Genomic DNA, 15,975 nt, shown 5'->3' on the forward strand with positions numbered 1-15,975 from the left:
TCAACTGTCCTTCGATTCGTTGCGAGGCGCGGCGCCTTCACGCGGCGGCAGGTAGTCGTAGAACTCGCGCTTGGGCAGCGTGCCCGATACGAGGTCGTCGAACAGCTGCCGCGAACGGCCGCGCAGGTAGGGCGCCATCAGCGAGACGATCTGCACGCTGACCTGATGCAGCTCTTCGCGGATCGCTTCCTGCTCGTTGTATTTGCGCGGATTCATCACGAACTGATATGACAGCCAGTACGTGCCGATCACGCCGACGTTGGTCGCGATCACCTGCATTTCCTGCGGCGTCGCGACCATTTCGCCGTCGGCGACGAGCTGTTCGCAGAACTGGCTCGCGAAGCGCACCTTATGGCTGATGATCTGCTTGAAGTGCGTCTCGAGCGTGCGGTTGCGCGCGAGCAGGTCGTTCAGGTCGCGGTACAGGAAGCGGTAGCGCCACGTGAAATCGACCATGTACTGCAGATACGACCACATCTCGTCGATGGTCGCGCGATGGTCGTCGGGGAAACGCAGACGCTTCTCGATCTCCTGCTCGAACTGGCTGAAGATGCTGTTGATGATGTCGTCTTTGTTGCGGAAGTGGTAGTACAGGTTGCCTGGGCTGATTTCCATTTCCTCGGCGATCGTCGTCGTCGTGACGTTCGGCTCGCCGATTTCGTTGAACAGCTTCAACGACAGTTCGAGAATCCGTTCGCGCGTGCGGCGGGGAGGTTTGGCTTCCATGTCGTCCGGCCCTGGTTATGCCGGGCTGGGCGCGTGGCGGCGTGCCGCTGCTGCGTGTTCCACCCGGATGCGGTTGGTATATTGAGCTCTCCCGAACCCGCCGACACGCGGCGGGCCCCCCCCCGAAAGGGCAGGATGAGGCGAGGCGCGGATCCGTTTGCGCGAGCGCTTTCCTGTGAGACCGTTAAACGATTATAAACCGAGCGTTCTAATACCCAACCGCCTGCGCGGATTTTCATCCTGTGGGGCGTGGCGAAGCGTGCGCTTCAACCCGCATCGAACCTCAAAGCCACGCGCGAACCCAGCCGACGACCAGCGGCCCGACGATGACTCCCCACGTCATCACACACATGCCGAGCGCGACCATCACGGCCGCACTGCCAAGATCCTTCGCGCGGCGCGACAACTCGTGACGTTCGAGCGAGATCCGGTCGATTGCCGCTTCGACGCTCGAGTTGAGCAGCTCGACGATCAGCACGAGCAGCACCGAGCCGAGCAGCAACACGCGCGACACGGGATCGACGGGCACCACGAGGCCGCACGGAATCAGGATCGCGGCCAACGTGAGTTCCTGACGAAACGCGCTTTCCTCGCGAATCGCAACGCGAAAACCGGCCAGCGAGTTTTTCATCGCGTGCCATGCGCGCGTGAGGCCGCGGTTGCCTTTGTAGGGGTTGAAGGGCAGCGGGGCGAGCGGGTCGTCGGGGCTGAGCGGTTCGTTGGGGGCGTCGTGGCTTGAGTCGCGAGTCGTGTCTTGGGTGGCGTCAGGTTGCACGCCACCCGCGACGCTGGCGCCGCCGGTCGTGGTTCTCGCGCCGTTCACCCGATGCACGGTATCCGCATGCCCGGTCATACCCGGCTCGCGTACGTCGTCGAACGGTTCGATGCTGGTGGTGTCGCGGGTGGACTCGACGGCGCGCAGTGCGCCGTTCGACGCGCCTTCGGCGCTGGATCGACTGCTTCGCATGGATGGCTCCGCGCGCCGCATCACGCAGCGGCGCTTTCCTCACGATACGCCGTGTCGCGCAGGGGCTTCAGATGCGCGGCGAATTGTGCGGACGCCGCTGCCCACGAGAAGCGCTCGGCCCATGCGCGCGCATGCGACCGATCGATCTTCAGTGCCTCCAGACACGCTTCGCGCAGATCTTCGTGCATTGCACCGGCGCCGCCGTCGCCGAGCACGTCGATCGGGCCGGTGACCGGATATGCGGCCACCGGCGTGCCGCATGCGAGCGCTTCGAGCAGCACGAGTCCGAACGTGTCGGTGCGGCTCGGAAACACGAAGACGTCGGCGGCGGCGTAGACCTTCGCGAGTTCGGCCTGCGACAGCACGCCCAGATAGTTGACCTGCGGATAGCGCGACTTCAGTTCGGCGAGCGCCGGACCTTCGCCCGCGACCCACTTCGAGCCGGGCAGGTCGAGCTGCAAGAATGCCTCGACGTTCTTCTCGACCGCCACGCGTCCCACGTACAGGAAGATCGGCCGCGCGGTGTTGAGCACCTTCGAGTCCATCGGACGGAAGATTTCGAGATCGACGCCGCGCGTCCACAGCACGACGTTCGTGAAGCCGAACTTCTCGAGGTCCTGCTTGACGACGGGGGTCGGCGCCATTACCGCGAGCGACGGCTTGTGGAACCAGTGGAGAAACCTGTAGGTCGCCGCGAGCGGGATGCGAAAGCGCGCCTGCACGTACTCGGGAAAGCGCGTGTGATACGCGGTCGTGAACGGCAGCTTGTGTTCGAGCGCATACGCGCGCGCGGCCATGCCCAGCGGACCTTCGGTCGCGATGTGCAACGCGTCGGGCGCGAAACGGTCGATGCGCTCGCGCAGCCGGCGGCGCGGCAGCAACGACAGCCGTATCTCCGGGTAAGTCGGGCACGGGATGGTGCGGAATTCGAGCGGCGTCAGCAGATCGACCTGATGGCCGAGCGCGGTGAGTTCGCGCCGGGTGTTCTTCAGCGTGCGTACGACACCGTTGACCTGCGGCTCCCATGCGTCGGTGACGATCATGATCTTCATCGCGTTGTTCATCGCTGCGGGCCCTGTGGAAGTGGAGAGTGGAAGTGCTCAGGCAGTGGCGCGGGCTTTTTGCGTGCCCGCCTGGGGCGCGCGCAGCGCAGTCCAGAAGATCACCTTGAGCTCGCCTTCATAAGTCTCGACGAGCGCCGACAGACTCTCGACCCAATCGCCATCGTTGCAATAGAGCACGCCATCGATCTCGCGCATCTCTGCCTTGTGGATGTGGCCGCAGACAACGCCGTCGCAGCCGCGGCGACGCGCTTCGTCGGTCATTACGCGTTCGAACGACGAGATGAAGTTGACCGCGTTCTTGACCTGATGCTTCAGGTATTGCGACAGCGACCAGTACGGAAATCCGAGCTTGCTGCGAATGCGGTTGAACCAGCGGTTCAGCACGAGGATCATCGTGTACAGCGTGTCGCCGAGATAGGCGAGCCATTTCGCGTGCTGGATCACGCCGTCGAACAGATCGCCGTGCACGATCCACAGCCGCTTGCCGGCGAGCGTCGTGTGGAACGCTTCGCCGCGTACGTGGATGTCGCCGAACGCGAGGTCGCAGAACTGGCGCGCGGCTTCGTCGTGATTTCCGGGCACGTAGATGACCTGAGTGCCTTTGCGCGCTTTGCGCAGCACTTTCTGCACGACGTCGTTGTGCGCCTGCGGCCAGTACCAGCCTTTCTTCAACTGCCAGCCGTCGATGATGTCGCCGACGAGGTACAGGTACTCCGATTCGTTGTGGCGCAGGAAGTCGAGCAGATATCCCGCCTGGCAGCCGCTCGAGCCGAGATGGATATCCGAGAGCCAGATCGTGCGATAGCGATGCGGATCGTCGTGGCCGTCATCGGGATGATCGGCGCGGGCATCGAGTGATGGCGTCGCGGGCTGCGGCAGGCCGTGATGAGTAGAACCCGGAGCGGGCCGGAACGCGACGGGGTCGACGCTTGGTCCGGTTTGACGAAACAGGGAAGTCGCGGACGTATTGGGGTCCATGGCTCACGCGTCGAGTGGCGGTGCCCGTATTGGGCCGGGTGCGCGTGACTTCGGCGTGACAGTCATGAGAAGTTCTTATTACGGAGGGGCCTTGGCGGGGCCTGTTTTTTCGTTGTTCTGGCCTGGTTGGCCTTTCCTTGTTGGCTTATCGGTCTATTAGCGTTGCCCCTGTGCGGGGCGGCACCTACTTTCTTTGCTGCTGCAAAGAAAGTAGGCAAAGAAGACAGCTAAAACCGCCAACTCTTAAGCGGGTCCCCTGGCTTGGAAGGGGTAGTGGTGCATCTGGAATCCGGGCTTCCGCACATTCCGCGTTCGTGACAAAGCCGTCATCCCTCCCACTCCGCACTACGTGCGTCGCGGACGGGTCTGCCTGGGAAACCAATGGTTTTGCCCGCGCAGCGGGGACCCTCGGCTGCGCCTCGGCGATGCGCCGCAACAACCGGTGGTTTTTTGAAAAGGGGTTTCGGCGCGCGTAGCGCTGCCGGAAGAATGACGGCCTTGTCACTGGCGCCGAATGTGCGGGAGCACGGATTCCAGATGCACCACTACCTCATGCAGACCGAGGACCCGCTTAAGAGTTTGCGGTTTTAGCTGTCTTCTTTGCCTACTTTCTTTGCAGCAGCAAAGAAAGTAGGTGCCGCCCCGCACAGGGGCAACGCTAATAGACCGATAAGCCAACAAGGAAAGGCCAACAAAGCCAGAACAACGAAAAAAGCCCCGGCCTCACCCCGCCCAAGGAGAGCAACGCATTCGGCCCATCGCCCACGCGCGCTAGCGCCCAACCGCTACCACCCGCGTCCCCGCGAGCCGATCATGCAAAAACTGCCGCTGCGGATCAAAACGCCCACTCGCGGCCCACACCGCGAACCAGACGCCCGCAATAACAAGCGTCTGCGGCACCCGCAACCCAAGAAGTGGATGCAACGCCAGCGGCGGCAAAAACCACAACCAGGCGAACACATACCGCGCAATCGCCCGCCCAACCGAAACCGGCGCGCCATCAGCGCCAACAACCCGAAATCGCCAGGTTTTCATCGGCAGCGTCTGGCCGCCGTGCGTCCAGAACCAGACGAAGTACACGCCAACCACGAGGCCGATCCAGCCGGCGAGCAGGTTGTGATGCGCGAGCCCGTTACGCTGCTGCGTCAGCGTGCTGAATAGATAGCCGGCGAGAAACACGACGCCGAACAGAATGACCGCTTCGTAGAGCAGTGCCGCGAGCCGTCGCCGGACGGTGGGCGCCGTGCCGCCGGGTGCGGCGGCAGCCAGGGTGGGGGTGGCGAGCGGCTGGGACACGTAATGGGTTCGGGTCGGAATCAGGAGCCGTGGAAGATTGCCGGCGCTTCGGCAGGCGACACGGGCACCGGCGTCGCCGGTACGAAGCTGCCCGCCGCCGGAATCGCAGGCGTTGCCGGCAGCGAGGCCGTGGCCGGCGCGGAGGCAGCCGGCGCGGCGCTCGCCGCCGCGGCAGCACTGGCGCCGTGCTCGCGCGCATTCACGAACCGGTCGATGCCCTTGATCTCGTTGCGAGCCGATGGCGGCGCGCTGACGACGCTGGGGCGACGCTTGTGTTCGCTCGCGGCGAGTCGCTCCTTCGTTTCTTCGGGCAGTTGTTGGTACGCTTTCCACGCGTTCTGGCGCGCTTCGCGCGGCAACTCCTTCGAAACCTGGTAGTTTTCGCGCGCGATGCGGCGCTGATCGGGCGTCATGCGCACCCATTCACTCATGCGCTCATGCAGACGCTTTTGCGCATCCGGCGACATCTTTGCGTATCGCGACGCAATCTTGATCCACTTTCGCTTGCGTTCGTCGCTAAACGAATCCCATTGCGATGCGAATGGGGCCAGCGCGGCGTGGTCGGCGGCGCTCAGGCGTGACCACGCGAGGGGGCTATTGCTGCCCGGCAGGCCGGGCAATTCGACGGAAAGTGCCGGGGCGGGCGCGGGCGCGGCGACGTTGACGCCGGGCGACGGATTGCCCGCCGACGATGGGCTCGGATGAAAGCGCGGATAGGTCGCGACAAACGACACCAGGGCCGCGATCGCGCATCCGAAAACAACGGCCAGGCCGCGCTTGTAACTCACCCGAGGAATCTCCCGCTCAGTGGGCGCGTGAAAGATACGCGTTGAAGCCGTGGTCGAGATAGGCATTGAGCGGCAGGTCGTCGCTTAGCATGGCGGCATCGATATCGGCAAGTTCGGCGGTGCGCTGGTGATCTTCCCAGTACGCGATGCCGATCAGGCTCACGACCAGCGCGGCCAGCGGCCACGCTAGCGCGAAGCGGCGCAGCGGCCAGCGGCGGCGCGGCTCGAAGCCTCCCTGTGGTAGCCCCGCTATCCCGGCCGGTATGCCGGCGAACGCAGGCACGAACCCCGGCGCGCTGACGGCTTCGGGCTTTTTGCGCGCCAACGCGGCACGACGCGCGGCAGCGAGCCGGCCGACGGTGGCCGGAGGGAGGCTGGCGGTGTTTTCGTCGAGCGCGCGGCGCAGTTGACGCGCAAACTCGAGTTCTGTGTTTTCAAGGGAGCTCATAGCGTGATTCCTTTCGCCTTGAGCGCTTGCGCCAGCGTGTGAGTGGCCCGGGAGCAGTGCGTTTTCACGCTGCCTTCGGAGCAGCCCATTGCGGCGGCAGTCTCGGCGACATCCATATCCTCCCAATAACGCATGAGAAACGCCTCCCGTTGACGTGCCGGTAATTTCTGGATCTCGTTGTCGATCGACTGCAGGACCTGCTCTCGTTCGAGCTTCTGTTCGTTGCTCTCGGCGCCAGCCGAACCCGCCTCGGCCTCGAAGGTTTCCAGCGGATCGAACTCGTCGTCGTCGGCGTTGCCGAGCGACGAGAATAGACTAACCCAGGTGTTGCGTACTTTGGCACGGCGGAAATAGTCGTGCGTCGCATTCTGCAGAATACGCTGAAACAGCAGCGGTAGCTCGGCCGCCGGACGGTCGCCGTATTTCTCGGCGAGCTTGATCATCGCGTCTTGCACGATGTCGAGGGACGCATCGTCGTCCCGCACGGCGTAGACCGTCTGCTTGAATGCGCGCCTTTCGACGCCCGCCAGAAAATCGGCGAGTTCCTTGTCTGATGCCATCCGGTTGGGGTCGGCGCAGCAAGCGTGCGCGTAATCGGTCGAAAAATGTCGTAAAACTCGCGGATGCTAACAAACTTTTGCTCCGAAAGGGGTGAAACCTGCTCAAGCTTGCATTTGCATGACAGTCGACATTCCGTCCGGTCGCGCGCTCCTACGCGCGAGCCAACGGCAATATTTTCTTGACCACGAGCGCGTCTGAAGCTATCGTCGCTGGTTCGCAACATAAGTGAGTTGTCTCAATTGAGGTGTGGCCCAAGAAGCCCGCCTGTCAACTGGACGCGCCGCTTGAACCCGAGCCACAAGCCCGGCAGAGAGCACCCGATCAATTTTTTGCCGAAAATTCGAAAGGTGAATCAATGAATATGCCCAGCGCGGAATTCTCCACGTCGGATACGACCCCCCATCACGAAGCAGACTCTATCGGCGCCACCGTGCTCATGAAGGCACTGGCCGACGAAGACGTCGAGTTCATCTGGGGCTATCCCGGCGGCTCGGTACTCTACATTTACGACGAGCTGTACAAGCAGGACAAGTTCCAGCATGTGCTCGTGCGCCACGAGCAGGCCGCCGTGCATGCCGCGGACGCCTACGCGCGCTCCACCGGCAAGGTCGGCGTGTGTCTCGTGACCTCCGGCCCCGGCGTCACCAACGCGGTGACCGGCATCGCGACCGCCTATATGGATTCGATCCCGTTGGTTGTGATCAGCGGCCAGGTGCCGACTGCCGCGATCGGTCAGGATGCATTCCAGGAATGCGACACGGTCGGCATCACGCGTCCCTGCGTAAAGCACAACTTCCTCGTGAAGGACGTGCGCGATCTCGCCGCCACCGTCAAGAAAGCTTTCTACATCGCCCGTACCGGCCGTCCCGGCCCAGTGCTGATCGACATTCCGAAGGACGTGTCGAAGACGCCGTGCCAATACGAGCCGATCAAGAGCGTTTCGCTGCGCTCATACAACCCGGTCACGAAGGGCCACTCCGGTCAGATCCGCAAGGCGGTGTCGCTGCTGCTGTCGGCGAAGCGTCCGTATATCTACACCGGCGGCGGCATCGTGCTCGCGGATGCGTCGCGTGAATTGAACCAGTTCGCCGATCTTCTCGGCTATCCGGTCACCAATACGCTAATGGGTCTGGGCGGCTACCGCTCGAGCGACAAGAAATTCCTCGGCATGCTCGGCATGCACGGCACGTACGAAGCCAATATGGCGATGCAGCACTGCGACGTGCTGATCGCGATCGGCGCGCGCTTCGACGACCGCGTGATCGGCGATCCGAGCCACTTCGCGTCGCGGCCGCGCAAGATCATCCATATCGACATCGATCCCTCTTCCATTTCCAAGCGCGTCAAGGTCGACATTCCGATCGTCGGCGACGTGAAGGAAGTGCTGAAGGAACTGATCGAGCAGTTGCAGACGGCCGAGCATGGCCCCGACGCCGCGGCGCTCGCCGACTGGTGGAAGGACATCGAAGGCTGGCGCGCGAAAGATTGCCTGAAGTTCGACCGCAAGAGCGACATCATCAAGCCGCAGTACGTGGTCGAAAAGGCGTGGGAGCTGACCGACGGCAACGCGTTCGTGTGCTCCGACGTGGGCCAGCACCAGATGTGGGCCGCGCAGTTCTACAAGTTCAACAAGCCGCGTCGCTGGATCAATTCCGGTGGCCTCGGCACGATGGGCTTCGGCTTACCGGCCGCGATGGGGGTGAAGATGGCCCATCCGGACGACGACGTGCTGTGCATCACGGGCGAAGGCTCGATCCAGATGTGCATCCAGGAGCTGTCGACCTGCAAGCAGTACGACCTGCCGATCAAGATTATTTCGCTGAATAACCGCTATCTGGGCATGGTGCGCCAGTGGCAGCAGATCGAATACAGCAAACGCTATTCGCATTCGTACATGGATGCGCTGCCGGACTTCGTGAAGCTCGCCGAAGCGTACGGACACGTGGGCATGCGCATCGAGCGCACGGCCGATGTGGAACCGGCGCTGAAGGAAGCGCTGCGCCTGAAGGATCGTACGGTGTTTCTCGACTTCCAGACCGATCCGACCGAAAACGTCTGGCCGATGGTTCAGGCCGGCAAGGGCATCACCGAGATGCTCATGGGTTCGGAAGATCTTTAACGACGGAGCGTCTGGATAACTCCAGCGCCGGCTTCGTGATGCGCGCCTTCAAAAAAGGCGAGGGCAGACGAAGCGGCGCCGCTCCGCTCGCAGGCATCGACACATCATCTGGAAGAAGCGAAACATGAGACACATCATTTCCGTCTTGCTGGAAAACGAACCAGGCGCGCTGTCGCGCGTGGTGGGTCTGTTCTCCGCACGCGGCTACAACATTGAAACCTTGACGGTGGCTCCGACCGAAGACCGTTCGCTGTCGCGCATGACCATCGTCTCCGTTGGCTCGGACGACGTGATCGAACAGATCACGAAGCATCTGAACCGCCTGATCGAGGTGGTGAAAGTGGTCGACCTTACCGAGGGCGCCCACATCGAACGCGAGCTGATGCTGATCAAGGTGAGGGCGGTCGGCAAGGAACGTGAGGAGATGAAGCGGATGGCGGACATTTTCCGCGGCCGCATCATCGACGTCACCGAAAAGACCTACACGATCGAATTGACGGGGGCGAGCGACAAGCTCGACGCCTTCATCGAGGGGCTCGATTCCACGGCGATTCTCGAGACGGTCCGCACGGGCAGCTCGGGCATCGGTCGCGGCGAGCGCATTCTGAAGGTCTGACGTCGCGATCGCAAGGCCGGGCAACGCGGTATCGCCCGGCTGGCAATAACAACATTCGCAGTACCTGAATTTCTCTGAATCATCGAATCTAGCCAAGGAACCGACATGAAAGTTTTCTACGACAAGGACGCCGATCTCTCCCTCATCAAGGGCAAGCAGGTCACCATCATCGGCTATGGCTCGCAAGGTCATGCGCACGCGCTGAACCTGAAGGAAAGCGGCGTGAACATCACGGTCGGTCTGCGCAAGGGCGGCGCATCGTGGAGCAAGGCTGAAAACGCCGGCCTGCAAGTGAAGGAAGTCGCGGAAGCGGTGAAGGGCGCGGACGTCGTCATGATGCTGCTGCCGGACGAGCAGATCGCCGACGTGTACGCGAAGGAAGTCCACGCGAACATCAAGCAGGGCGCAGCGCTCGCGTTCGCGCACGGCTTCAACGTTCACTACGGCCAGGTGATCCCGCGTGCCGACCTCGACGTCATCATGATCGCGCCGAAGGCGCCGGGCCACACGGTTCGCGGCACCTACTCCCAAGGTGGCGGCGTGCCGCACCTGATCGCGGTTGCGCAGGACAAGTCGGGCGCGGCGCGCGACATCGCGCTGTCGTACGCAGCGGCTAACGGCGGCGGCCGGGCCGGCATCATCGAAACGAACTTCCGCGAAGAAACCGAAACCGACCTGTTCGGCGAGCAGGCTGTGCTGTGCGGCGGTACCGTCGACCTGATCAAGGCCGGCTTCGAAACGCTGGTCGAAGCGGGTTACGCGCCAGAAATGGCGTACTTCGAGTGCCTGCACGAACTGAAGCTGATCGTCGACCTGATCTACGAAGGCGGCATCGCGAACATGAACTACTCGATCTCGAACAACGCCGAGTACGGCGAGTACGTGACGGGGCCGCGCATCGTGACCGCTGAAACGAAGAAGGCGATGAAGGCCGTGCTGACCGACATCCAGACCGGCGAATACGCGAAGAGCTTCATCATCGAGAACAAGGCGGGCGCACCGACGCTGCAATCGCGTCGCCGTCTGACGGCCGAGCACCAGATCGAACAGGTTGGCTCGAAGCTGCGCGCGATGATGCCGTGGATCGCGAAGAACAAGCTAGTCGACCAGTCGAAGAACTAAGCGTCTTGACGTAACGAGTTCCGGCGCGGCGCTTCGGCGCGGCGGCCCGGACCAGTCAAAAAGCCGTCCAAGGGTGCTGAACCCTGGGCGGCTTTTGCTATCCTACGGTTTTACAAAAATACAGAAGCCATCCATGAATTACCCTCATCCGATCATCGCGCGAGAAGGTTGGCCGTTCATCGCCATCGCGGCCGTCGTTGCATTACTGGTTCACGCCTTCGCGGGGTTCGGCTTTGCGTGGCTGTTCTGGCTGATCCTGATCTTCGTCGTGCAGTTCTTCCGCGACCCGGCGCGTCCGATTCCGACGCAGGCCAACGCGGTGCTGTGTCCTGCCGACGGTCGTATCGTCGCGGTAGAAACCGCGCATGATCCTTATGCGAATCGCGAAGCGCTGAAGATCAGCGTGTTCATGAACGTATTCAACGTGCACTCGCAGCGCTCGCCCGTCGACGGTGCGATCTCGAAAGTCGAATACTTTCCTGGCGCCTATCTGAACGCGGCGGTCGATAAAGCCTCGCTCGAAAACGAGCGCAACGCGGTCGTGATCGAAATGGCCGGCGGCCAGACGGTCACGTCGGTGCAGATTGCCGGGCTGATCGCGCGGCGGATTCTTTGCTACGTCCGTGCAGGCGAGCCGCTGACCCGCGGCCAGCGTTACGGATTCATCCGCTTCGGTTCTCGCGTCGACGTGTATTTGCCGGTGGGCAGCCGTCCGCGCGTGTCGATCGGCGAGAAGGTGTCGGCGTCGTCCACGATCCTTGCCGAGCTGTAAAGCGGCATACAGGAGGTTGTCCGAATGGCCGCATTCAAACCGCGTCGACCCCGCAGCAGTGGACCGCTGCCGCGGCCGTTTCGTCGCAACAAGCCGCCGGTGGTCATGGAGTCGCCCGCCGCCGACAGCCGGCGCGCGCAGCGTCAGCAGTTCCTCAGAAAACGCGGCATCTACCTGCTGCCGAACGCGTTCACCACGGCCGCGCTGTTCTGCGGCTTCTTCGCCGTCGTGCAGGCGATGAACGTGCGCTTCGAGATCGCAGCGATCGCGATCTTCGTCGCGATGGTGCTCGATGGCATGGACGGCCGCGTCGCGCGCATGACGCATACGCAAAGCGCGTTCGGCGAGCAGTTCGACAGCCTGTCGGACATGGTGTCGTTCGGTGTTGCGCCCGCGCTCGTGATGTACGAGTGGATCCTGAAGGACCTCGGCCGGTGGGGCTGGCTCGCTGCGTTCGTCTATTGTTCCGGCGCGGCGCTACGGCTCGCGCGTTTCAACACGAATATCGGCGTGGTCGACAAGCGTTTTTTCCAGGGCATGCCGAGCCCGGCAGCGGCGGCACTGATCGCCGGTTTCGTGTGGCTCGCCACCGACAACCGCGTGCCGCTGAAGCTCGTGTGGCTGCCGTGGGTCGCCTTCGTGCTGACCATCTACGCGGGCGTAACGATGGTGTCGAACGCGCCGTTCTATAGCGGCAAGGCGCTCGACGTACGGCATCGCGTGCCGTTCGGCGTGATCCTGCTGGTGGTGGTCGGCTTCGTGCTTGTGTCGTCCGATCCGCCGCTGATGCTGTTCGGTCTGTTCGTGCTGTACGGTCTGTCCGGCTACGTGTTCTGGGCGTATCAGGCGGTGCGCGGCCGGGCCAATCCGGCGCGTTCGATGTCGCACGACCGCTGAGGATTTGAAGCGTGCTGCATCGCAGCGATGTACGAAATACGGCAGCCTACGGGCTGCCGTTTTTCGTTGGTTGGTGCCGTCACGAGGTCGCTTCGGACAGCACCGCAGGCCGCCCCGGCGTGCATTGCGCGGTGGCTGGAATGCCGCTATAGTCGTCGGATCAGTGCGTGGGCGTGGCCGATTTTGCCGTGTCGGCGAGGCCATTTGCTGCGCCGCGCCATCATGTTTCGTTCACGCCCTTATGCGTTTTTGCATTCCGTCCGCACCGGCCGCGATCATCGTGATCGCCCTACCTTGCCAGCGGCGGCGCCCATCGTCTCATTCCAAAACCAAGTCCCACATCTGAACGACTCCCGAGGAGGCCCGACATGTCCGACAAACTGATCATTTTCGACACCACGCTGCGTGACGGCGAGCAATCGCCCGGCGCGTCGATGACGAAGGAAGAGAAGATCCGCATCGCCAGACAACTCGAACGGATGAAAGTCGACGTGATCGAAGCGGGCTTCGCGGCCAGCTCGAACGGCGACTTCGACGCGATCCATACGATCGCCGGCCTCGTGAAAGACAGCACGATCTGCTCGCTTGCGCGCGCGAACGACAAGGACATACAGAAGGCCGCCGACGCACTGAAGCCGGCCGATCATTTCCGCATCCACACGTTCATCGCAACGTCGCCACTGCACATGGAGAAGAAGCTGCGGATGACGCCCGAGCAGGTATTCGAGCAGGCCAGGCTTGCGGTGCGTTTCGCGCGCAAGTTCACCGACGACGTCGAATTCTCGCCGGAAGACGGCAGCCGCTCGGATTTGGACTTCCTGTGCCGTGTGCTGGAAGCGGTGATCGCCGAAGGCGCGACCACGATCAACATCGCGGACACCGTCGGCTACGGCGTGCCGGAACTCTATGGCCAACTCGTGAAGACGCTGCGCGAGCGCATTCCCAACTCGCACAAGGCGGTGTTCTCCGTGCATTGCCACAATGACCTCGGCATGGCGGTCGCGAATTCGCTCGCCGGCGTGCAGATTGGCGGCGCGCGCCAGGTCGAATGCACGATCAACGGTCTCGGCGAGCGCGCGGGCAATACGTCGCTCGAAGAAATCGTAATGGCGGTGAAGACCCGCAAGGATTACTTCGGACTCGACGTCGGCCTCGACACGACTCAGATCGTGCCGGCCTCGAAGCTCGTGTCGCAGATCACTGGCTTCGTCGTGCAGCCGAACAAGGCCGTGGTCGGCGCGAACGCTTTCGCGCACGCGTCGGGCATCCATCAGGATGGCGTCCTGAAGGCGCGCGATACCTACGAAATCATGCGCGCGGAAGACGTGGGTTGGGCCGCGAACAAGATCGTGCTCGGCAAGCTGTCGGGCCGCAATGCGTTCAAACAGCGTCTGCAGGAGCTTGGCATCGCGCTCGACAGCGAAGCCGAACTGAACACCGCGTTCGCGCGCTTCAAGGAACTCGCCGATCGCAAGGCGGAGATCTTCGACGAAGACATCATCGCCATCGTCAACGAGGAATCGGCGGAAGCGCACGAGAAGGAGCACTACAAGTTTCTGTCGATGTCGCAGCATTCCGAAACCGGCGAGCAGCCGCACGCGAAGGTCGTGTTCTCGGTAGAGGGTAAAGAGATCACCGGCGAAGCGCGCGGCAACGGACCGGTCGACGCCACCCTCAACGCGATCGAAACGGAAGTGGGCAGCGGCTCCGAGCTGCTGCTGTACTCGGTCAACGCGATCACGACCGGCACGCAGGCGCAGGGCGAAGTGACCGTGCGGTTGTCGAAGAGCGGGCGCATCGTCAACGGCACGGGCACTGATCCGGATATCGTCGCGGCATCCGCGAAGGCATATTTTTCGGCGCTCAACAAGCTGTATTCGAATGCGGACAAGGTGAATCCGCAGCGCTCGGAGTAACGCGAGCATGGCGCGCCGGTAGCGCGCGATCGCTTGTGTGGATCGGAGGAGAAGCCCCGTGGTGCTCGGCACACGGGGCTTTTTTCTGCCGTCATCGCGCAGCTGCGGCGGCGCGATATGACGAAACTACTCCGCCGTCGTGCGCCGCAGCGACCAGCCGCGCGTTGCGCGGGCCTGCTCGCGGACTTGAAATCTGACGTCGACGGTAATCCCACGGCGAGGCGCATCGGCGACGAACGCGTCCAGCAGTTCGCGCACGTCGTGATCGACGAAATCGGCGCGTGTCGCATCGACGATAACGGTGGCGCCATCCGGAATCTGCTGCAGATAGTGCTTGAGCGGCACCTTGCCGAGAAACGACACGTCCTTGCGAAACGACAGCAGGTAGTGATCGCCATGCTGCGCGAGCACGATCGGGCCGCGCAGGTTTGCGTACAGCGCGAACAGCATGCTGCACAGGATGCCGAGCACGATACCGATCAGCAGATCGGTGACGAGCACACCGACGACTGTGACGATAAATGGTGCGAATGGCGCGAATCCCTGCCGCGCGAGCCCGGCGAACAACGACGGCTTGGCGAGTTTGAACCCGGTGAAGATCAGGATCGCGGCAAGGCAGGCGAGCGGGATCAGGTTGATCACGCTCGTGAGCGCGAACACGCTGACGAGAAGCAACACGCCGTGAACGATCGCCGAGAGTCGGCTTTTTGCGCCGGCATGGACGTTCGCGGAGCTACGCACGATCACCGCGGTGATCGGCAGGCCGCCGATCGCACCCGCGATCAGATTGCCCACGCCCTGCGCCTTCAGCTCGCGATCGGGAGGCGCGCGGCGGCGCTCCGGATCGATCTGTTCGACCGCTTCGAGGCTCAGTAGCGTTTCGAGACTTGCGAGGATGGCGATCGTGATCGCAACGCGCCATATGTCGGGATTGATGAGCTGGGCGAACCGTGGGCCGAAGTCGGCCGACGCGAGCACGGCCTGCAGTGCCGCGAACGACTCCAGCGACGGCAACGCGACCCGCCCTTCGGCGGGCGGTGCCAACGATGGCGCGACGAGATTGAGGGCGAGCGTCGCGCCGATGCCGAGCAGCACCACCGCAAGCGGCGCGGGCATGATGCGCACGACAGCGAAGCGGCGCAGCGCGCGCGTCTCCCAGCCGGCGAGGATCGCGAGCGACAGCAGTGTGATCAGCACGGCGGTCAGTGAGATTGGGCCGAGCGGCGTTGCGACCGCCGCCGCCGACTGGCCGGAGTCGGCGGTGCCGGACAGCCCCAGCCCAACGGGGAGCTGCTTGAGGATCAACAGCACGCCGATGGCCGCGAGCATCCCCTTGATCACCGGCGACGGCACGTAGGCGGCGAACCGGCCGGCCTTGAGCATGCCGAAGCCGAACTGGATGACGCCCGACAGCAGTACGGCCAGCAGGAAAGCGGAAAAGCCGCCAAGCCGTGCGATGCCGTCGACGACGATCACGACGAGGCCCGCGGCCGGGCCGCTCACGCTCAGACGCGAGCCGCTCAGCGCGGCAACCACGAGCCCGCCAATGATGCCGGACACCAGTCCGGCAAACGGGTCGACGCCCGATGCGTGAGCAATGCCGAGGCAAAGCGGCAGGGCCACCAGAAAAACGGCCGTTCCGGCGAGCACGTCGCTCTGGAGCGCGGAGAAAGAGGTTTGATTATCCATGGTGTCGAAGAGCGAG

At 63.2% G+C, this 15,975-nt stretch carries 15 protein-coding genes; 6 read left to right on the top strand and 9 right to left on the bottom strand.

What is annotated here, in order from left to right:
* The 8 genes from OKW41_RS26215 to OKW41_RS26250 form a co-directional block, all read right to left on the bottom strand.
* Window positions 1-726, bottom strand: a complete 726-nt coding sequence (locus tag OKW41_RS26215; protein ID WP_018419991.1) for a TetR/AcrR family transcriptional regulator — start codon at window positions 724-726, stop codon at window positions 1-3.
* 283 nt (window positions 727-1,009) lie between these two features.
* On the bottom strand, window positions 1,010-1,693 hold the full coding sequence (locus OKW41_RS26220; protein WP_184059352.1) for a diacylglycerol kinase: 684 nt from the start codon (window positions 1,691-1,693) through the stop codon (window positions 1,010-1,012).
* 20 nt (window positions 1,694-1,713) lie between these two features.
* Entirely contained in the window at window positions 1,714-2,745 is a 1,032-nt protein-coding gene (locus OKW41_RS26225; protein WP_184059774.1) for a glycosyltransferase family 4 protein, read from the bottom strand.
* A 48-nt stretch (window positions 2,746-2,793) separates the two neighbouring features.
* Complete coding sequence (locus OKW41_RS26230; RefSeq protein WP_429452108.1) at window positions 2,794-3,735, bottom strand: UDP-2,3-diacylglucosamine diphosphatase; 942 nt, start codon at window positions 3,733-3,735, stop codon at window positions 2,794-2,796.
* A 771-nt stretch (window positions 3,736-4,506) separates the two neighbouring features.
* Window positions 4,507-5,031, bottom strand: coding sequence for an RDD family protein (locus OKW41_RS26235; RefSeq protein ID WP_429452106.1), 525 nt, complete (start codon window positions 5,029-5,031; stop codon window positions 4,507-4,509).
* Between the two features lie 20 nt (window positions 5,032-5,051).
* Window positions 5,052-5,819 carry a DUF3106 domain-containing protein gene (locus OKW41_RS26240; RefSeq protein WP_429452104.1) on the bottom strand — a complete coding sequence of 256 codons (768 nt, stop codon included), beginning with the start codon at window positions 5,817-5,819 and terminating at the stop codon, window positions 5,052-5,054.
* A 16-nt stretch (window positions 5,820-5,835) separates the two neighbouring features.
* The gene (locus OKW41_RS26245) at window positions 5,836-6,267 is read right to left on the bottom strand and encodes a DUF3619 family protein (protein WP_429452103.1); all 432 of its coding nucleotides are present in this window, start codon (window positions 6,265-6,267) and stop codon (window positions 5,836-5,838) included.
* Complete coding sequence (locus OKW41_RS26250) at window positions 6,264-6,827, bottom strand: RNA polymerase sigma factor (RefSeq protein WP_090803748.1); 564 nt, start codon at window positions 6,825-6,827, stop codon at window positions 6,264-6,266. The genes OKW41_RS26245 and OKW41_RS26250 overlap by 4 nt, the downstream gene beginning before the upstream one ends.
* Before the next feature lie 356 nt (window positions 6,828-7,183).
* Between OKW41_RS26250 and OKW41_RS26255 the strand changes: the two genes are divergently transcribed.
* From OKW41_RS26255 to OKW41_RS26280, 6 genes are all read left to right on the top strand, one after another.
* The gene (locus tag OKW41_RS26255) at window positions 7,184-8,947 is read left to right on the top strand and encodes an acetolactate synthase 3 catalytic subunit (RefSeq protein ID WP_184028488.1); all 1,764 of its coding nucleotides are present in this window, start codon (window positions 7,184-7,186) and stop codon (window positions 8,945-8,947) included.
* 124 nt (window positions 8,948-9,071) lie between these two features.
* Window positions 9,072-9,563 carry an acetolactate synthase small subunit gene (gene ilvN / locus OKW41_RS26260; protein WP_018420000.1) on the top strand — a complete coding sequence of 164 codons (492 nt, stop codon included), beginning with the start codon at window positions 9,072-9,074 and terminating at the stop codon, window positions 9,561-9,563.
* 105 nt (window positions 9,564-9,668) lie between these two features.
* Window positions 9,669-10,685: a ketol-acid reductoisomerase gene (ilvC, locus tag OKW41_RS26265; RefSeq protein ID WP_008920617.1), complete on the top strand. Its 1,017-nt coding sequence runs from the start codon at window positions 9,669-9,671 to the stop codon at window positions 10,683-10,685.
* 133 nt (window positions 10,686-10,818) lie between these two features.
* The gene (locus OKW41_RS26270) at window positions 10,819-11,457 is read left to right on the top strand and encodes a phosphatidylserine decarboxylase (RefSeq protein ID WP_115102455.1); all 639 of its coding nucleotides are present in this window, start codon (window positions 10,819-10,821) and stop codon (window positions 11,455-11,457) included.
* 24 nt (window positions 11,458-11,481) lie between these two features.
* Window positions 11,482-12,354, top strand: coding sequence for a CDP-diacylglycerol--serine O-phosphatidyltransferase (gene pssA, locus OKW41_RS26275; protein WP_429574461.1), 873 nt, complete (start codon window positions 11,482-11,484; stop codon window positions 12,352-12,354).
* Between the two features lie 368 nt (window positions 12,355-12,722).
* Complete coding sequence (locus OKW41_RS26280; protein ID WP_018420003.1) at window positions 12,723-14,270, top strand: 2-isopropylmalate synthase; 1,548 nt, start codon at window positions 12,723-12,725, stop codon at window positions 14,268-14,270.
* Window positions 14,271-14,396: 126 nt separating this feature from the next.
* Here the strand turns inward: OKW41_RS26280 and OKW41_RS26285 are convergent, their stop codons facing one another.
* A complete protein-coding gene (locus OKW41_RS26285; protein ID WP_429452097.1) occupies window positions 14,397-15,959 on the bottom strand; it encodes a SulP family inorganic anion transporter in 1,563 nt (520 codons plus the stop codon).
* Window positions 15,960-15,975 lie beyond the last annotated feature (16 nt).

It is taken from the genome of Paraburkholderia sp. UCT70 (assembly GCF_050434085.1).
Classification (GTDB): Bacteria; Pseudomonadota; Gammaproteobacteria; order Burkholderiales; family Burkholderiaceae; genus Paraburkholderia; species Paraburkholderia tuberum.

Coding starts and splice junctions, on each gene's coding strand:
- OKW41_RS26215 (WP_018419991.1), bottom strand. CDS start 726: ATGGAAGCCAAACCTCCCCGCCGCACGCGCGAACGGATTCTCGAACTG.
- OKW41_RS26220 (WP_184059352.1), bottom strand. CDS start 1,693: ATGCGAAGCAGTCGATCCAGCGCCGAAGGCGCGTCGAACGGCGCACTG.
- OKW41_RS26225 (WP_184059774.1), bottom strand. CDS start 2,745: ATGAAGATCATGATCGTCACCGACGCATGGGAGCCGCAGGTCAACGGT.
- OKW41_RS26230 (WP_429452108.1), bottom strand. CDS start 3,735: ATGGACCCCAATACGTCCGCGACTTCCCTGTTTCGTCAAACCGGACCA.
- OKW41_RS26245 (WP_429452103.1), bottom strand. CDS start 6,267: ATGAGCTCCCTTGAAAACACAGAACTCGAGTTTGCGCGTCAACTGCGC.
- OKW41_RS26250 (WP_090803748.1), bottom strand. CDS start 6,827: ATGGCATCAGACAAGGAACTCGCCGATTTTCTGGCGGGCGTCGAAAGG.
- OKW41_RS26255 (WP_184028488.1), top strand. CDS start 7,184: ATGAATATGCCCAGCGCGGAATTCTCCACGTCGGATACGACCCCCCAT.
- ilvN (WP_018420000.1), top strand. CDS start 9,072: ATGAGACACATCATTTCCGTCTTGCTGGAAAACGAACCAGGCGCGCTG.
- ilvC (WP_008920617.1), top strand. CDS start 9,669: ATGAAAGTTTTCTACGACAAGGACGCCGATCTCTCCCTCATCAAGGGC.
- OKW41_RS26270 (WP_115102455.1), top strand. CDS start 10,819: ATGAATTACCCTCATCCGATCATCGCGCGAGAAGGTTGGCCGTTCATC.
- pssA (WP_429574461.1), top strand. CDS start 11,482: ATGGCCGCATTCAAACCGCGTCGACCCCGCAGCAGTGGACCGCTGCCG.
- OKW41_RS26280 (WP_018420003.1), top strand. CDS start 12,723: ATGTCCGACAAACTGATCATTTTCGACACCACGCTGCGTGACGGCGAG.
- OKW41_RS26285 (WP_429452097.1), bottom strand. CDS start 15,959: ATGGATAATCAAACCTCTTTCTCCGCGCTCCAGAGCGACGTGCTCGCC.